Consider the following 4,660-nt stretch of genomic DNA (forward strand, 5'->3'; position numbering starts at 1 on the left):
GCCTGATTGCAGCCATCCGCGCCGCCTGAAGGCCGAAAAGTGCGTCCAAAAGCGCGATAACGCGTCCCTATATCCACGTTGGCCGGCTATCGGACGTTGGAACGCGTGGCCTGCAACGATTGTCGACCGCGGCCGCGTCCGTTTGCACACAACCAAGACCCACAGCGGACGTTCCGACGGCGTCGGGCGCATGCGATGGCAATCGCATCCCACCATCACTCTGCGCGTCGGCGACGCCGAGCTGCAGATGACACTTGATGAGATGATCGACCGAAGTGCGTCAAGCCTTGGAGTGCAGGAGACCACCAGCTATCCCGTTACGCAAGCGGTGAGCTGCATCAGGCCAGCTGGTCGAGCAACGCCTTAGCGTCCCGCAGGACAGGCATGTGGAAGCCTTCGGTGAACGAGCCGTACACCGGCGCGAGGAGGTCGCGAGCTTCCGTGCACTTGCCCTGGTTGCGCCACAGGCGGGCGAGGCTGGTCGCAGCGCGAAGCGCAAACGTCTTCGCGCTCTGGCGCTCCGCCACCGCGAGTGCCCGGTGATAATTCTGCTCCGTAGCAACTTGGTCGCCTCGGGCGTTCATCATGTCGCCTCGAAGTCGATGCAGCTCGACCTCACCGCACCGCTCGCTGGTCGTCTCGATCAGTTGTGCAGCCTCGACGAGGCAATTCTGCCCCTCCTGCAGATGGCCGACCTTGACGTGAGCCTCGGCGAGAAAGCAGAGCGCGCGCGGCGTGTGCACGACGGCTCCGGCAGTACGAAGCACCGAGAGTCCCCTCGCGAGCAGCGCGAGGCCGTCATGCACCTGTCCAAGTGCCGTCAATGAACGACCATGCTGAAGAAGTCCGACGCCCAACCAGAGCGGAAAACCGTGCTCGTTCGAAAGGGCCGCGAGCTCCTCGGCGTGCCGCCGTGCGTCATGCAGCAAGCCGGCGGCCGCCTCCACCGCACACACCTTGCTCAGCACAAAGGCCACCGTGAACGGATGGTCGAGCCGGCGGGCTTCCAACAATGCCTCGTCCGCGCGCGCACATCCCTGATCGATCTGGCCTAGGAGCGCCAGTGTCAGCGCCAAGTGTCCGAGGCTTGCCGCGTGCGGATCGGCCACTGCGATCGCGGCGCAAGTCGCGCGAGCGGTCGGATCTCTCAAGCCATCACACCGCTCGAGAAGGGCGCGCGCTGTCACAAACTCCCCGCGAAAGTAGCAACTGGCGCCGTGAATATAGTGACCCAGCAGCAAAGTGACTTGATCTTTTCTCGTATCGCCTAATTTCTCCAACTGTTCGGCAAGGGACGCTGCCAGCTCGTGCTCGGCCCGAACCATGTGGAAACCCCATTGGGAATAGAGTAACGGAGCGAGACAATCCGGTCGATCGAACCGCTCAGCGAGCGCTCGTGCCCTGGCGAGGGTGTCGGCCACCACCGGCGCCGAATACCCACGGGTTGCCATCAGGGCTCGGCCGAGAGCGATCTGCAGGTCGAGCTCGTGCTTCACGGGCCGGGACTCCTCGGGCATGTTCGCCAGCAATTCCAGTCCCTTCTGCAACTGCGACACAGCTTCGGTCATCGCCGATCGTGCGACCGCCTGCTGGCCGGACTTGAGCCGGTAGCCGACCGCCTTCTCGTTGAAACCGGCCTGGGCACAATGGTGGGCCATGAGTTCGGGCTGAGCGGCTACGATTTCAGGAAACTGGCTCTCAAGCGTCGTCGCAATGCGGGCGTGAATCTGTCGGCGTCGACCGCGCAGCAATGTGCTATAGGCTGCGTCCTGCACGAGCGCGTGCTTGAAGGTGTACTCTGCACCGGGCGGGGTGCCCCGCTGGAAGACCAATTCGGCGTGTACGAGCTGCGCCAAGGCCCCGTCTACCTTCTGCTGCGGCATGGCCGCGACGGCGCTGATCAGCTCATGCGAGAACGACCGGCCGAGTGCCGCTCCAATCTGCGCCACCTCGCGCACGGGCGCCAGGCGATCGAGCCGTGCCAGCAGCGAGCCTTGGAGCGAGGTAGGGATGGCAAGCGGAGGCACGGGCCCTCTCGCATCAAAGCGGTCGCCAGCCTCGGTCAGCATGCCACTCTCGATCACCGCCTTGGTCACTTCCTCGATGAACAGCGGTACGCCATCGGTCCGATCGATGATATGTTCGGCGATCTCCTGGGGCAACGCCTTGCCGCCGGTCACCCGCATGATCATCTCGGCGCGCTGTCGACGCGGCAAACGATTGAGGCTGATCAATGTCACGTGCGAGCGTCCAATCCACGCCGGCGCGAATTCTGGCCGGAAAGTGATGATCAGCAAGGCCCGGAGGGTTGCAACCCGCTCGACGATGAGGTCCAACAGGTCGAGCGAGGTGGGGTCGATCCAGTGCACATCCTCGAACACCATCAGCACGGGGCGGCGCGCCGCCAGTCCCTCGAGCTGGGCCAGCAGGACCCTAAGCGTCTCCTCCTTGCGCTTCTGCGGGGTGAGGCTGAGCGGTGGATAGCGATTGCCGATCGGCACGGATAGCAGGTCCGCGATCACAGGGACGGCCTGGCTGAGGTCGGCGTTTGCCTCCGCGAGCAACGCCTCGAGCTTGTCCAATCGTTGCTGGTGCGTATCGTCTCGCCGGAATCCCGCTGCCCGTTCGAGCTGCGAGATGGTCGGGAAAAGCGCGCTGTCCTGGTGGTGCGGCGAGCAGAAACGGCGCAGGCGGATGGGTGGATCATCGCTCAGCCGCTCCGCCACGGTCTCGGCGAGGCGCGACTTGCCGATGCCTGCCTCACCCGATATCAGCACGACCGAGCCATCGCCGCGTTTTATCTGCTGCCATCGGTGCATCAACAGCTCGATCTCCTCGTCGCGGCCGAGCAGGGGCGTCCTCACAACGCGCAAGGCCTCGAAGCGGCTATCGATCGCGCTCGCACCGATCACTCGCCAGACCGGCACCGCTGCGCTGAAGCCTGTGATGGACACGCTCCCGAGAGCGACATACTCGAAGAGTCCACCGACGAGGCGGCGGGTGCTGCCGTCGATGACCACCGTCTGTGGCTCGGCCAGCGCCTGAAGCCGCGAGGCCAGATTCGGGGTCTCACCGACGACTTCGTGCTCCTGCGACGCGCCCTCTCCTATGATCACCAGACCGGTGGCAATGCCAACTCGCACTCGCAATGTTACCTCCGGACCGGCATCGAGCCCTTGCACGGCCGCGACCAATGCCAGCCCGGCGCATACCGCGCGCTCAGCATCGTCTTCATCCGCCCGCGGGTAACCGAAATATGCGAGCACGCCGTCGCCCATGTATCTGGCAACGAACCCGCCGAATTTCTCGATTTGCTCGGCACAGCAGCGGTGGTACGCGCTAATGATTTCCCTCAAGTCCTCAGGGTCGAGCCTTGTCGAGAGAGCTGTCGAACCAACAAGATCAGCGAACATCACTGTGAGCTGACGTCTCTCCGGCTCGGTCCGAGGAGTAGATCTCGGTCTGATCGCATCGAGCTCCGCAATCGCGCGCAATATCTTCCTGCGATGGCCGAGCGAGACACCGATTTTCTCGAGGTCTTGGTCGGTGAGATCACGCAGAACGCTCGGATCGATGTCGTGCTCGGCAAAGCGCTGCGCGTATTGCCCCAAGCCTAGTGTGTTGAGCCAGTCCGCAATCTGCTGCATTGGCCCTATCGACTCTCTGATTGGCGGCCAGCCGAAATTTGGACTACAGCGAAGAAACGTTATCCCGATCTTCGCAGCATAGCATGCTTTGGTTTGCGGCATTCGGCCGCAGCAAGCTCTCGATCTTTGCCAAAATGGTGCATGAGTACAGATGCTCGCTATCTAGCCGGGCGTCGCGCGATGAAGACAACTGGATTGCGGCATGCGCCGGATTTCGGGACCGAGGAGCGCCGCGCACGACCGATAGCTGCGCCCACCAACTAAGTGGGTCCATGGGCCGGCGAAAAAAACTGCGCGGCGTCCCGCTATGGCCCCAGAGCCGCCTAGGCGTAACATCGCCTGTACGTCGATTCCCAGGGGTGAAGCAGACCAATTGTGCTCGCTGTGAGTTCTCGCGTTTTGACCCATCTGCGACATGGGCAGGTTCAGCCGACCAGCTGGCAGCGCCCGCTGACGACAGTACCGTCGCGTTTATGCGCCTTAAGCGTGCCGTCGACGCGGTTGATGAAACCTTGCCAGACAGCGGTCGGGTCGAACAGATGTTGCCAAATGTTGCTGAGCGTAAGCGCCGTCTCAAAGAACAAGTGCGGATCTGTGACGTGGACGGCCAAATTGCTTCCGAATGTCGGAGAGTGCATCGTCCCCTCGTCCAGATTAACGGTGACCTGTTCCCCGTTTATGTAGACCGAGTTGCGCTGGCCACCCGTAAGGCCCCGCGCCCAGCATTTCAGATGGATCGTCTCGGCATGTGCAGCCGTTGCAGCTAGCAGCGCTGCGACGATGATGGTTGCTTTCAGTTTCACAGTTATCCCGTCGCTTTGTGACGGCCCTGCCGGGGGGCGGACACGGCAGGACATTCGATGACTTTGCCGGATTTCGGCAAATTTGGCCATGTCCGAGTCTGTGAAGGGTTTCGGATGCCGGCCGCTTGAGGGCGGGCGCGGCGTATTCGGCGGCCGGCGTCCGAAAGCCTCCAAGGGAGGAAACCGCGCGTGAGAAACGTAAGGCGGTGC

Annotated in this window: 2 protein-coding genes; both read right to left on the minus strand. The window is 62.9% G+C overall.

The window, feature by feature from the left end:
* Positions 1 to 338 precede the first annotated feature (338 nt).
* Positions 339 to 3,647: an adenylate/guanylate cyclase domain-containing protein gene (locus ACZXDY_RS44770; RefSeq protein WP_464349874.1), complete on the minus strand. Its 3,309-nt coding sequence runs from the start codon at positions 3,645 to 3,647 to the stop codon at positions 339 to 341.
* 425 nt (positions 3,648 to 4,072) lie between these two features.
* Positions 4,073 to 4,660 (minus strand): hypothetical protein (locus ACZXDY_RS44775; protein WP_464349875.1); only part of this gene is annotated, 588 nt, incomplete at its 5' end.

It is taken from the genome of Bradyrhizobium sp. LeoB3 (genome assembly GCF_055456055.1).

Excerpts from the sequence above, each read along its gene's own strand:
- ACZXDY_RS44770 (WP_464349874.1), bottom strand. The coding sequence starts at position 3,647 with ATGCAGCAGATTGCGGACTGGCTCAACACACTAGGCTTGGGGCAATAC.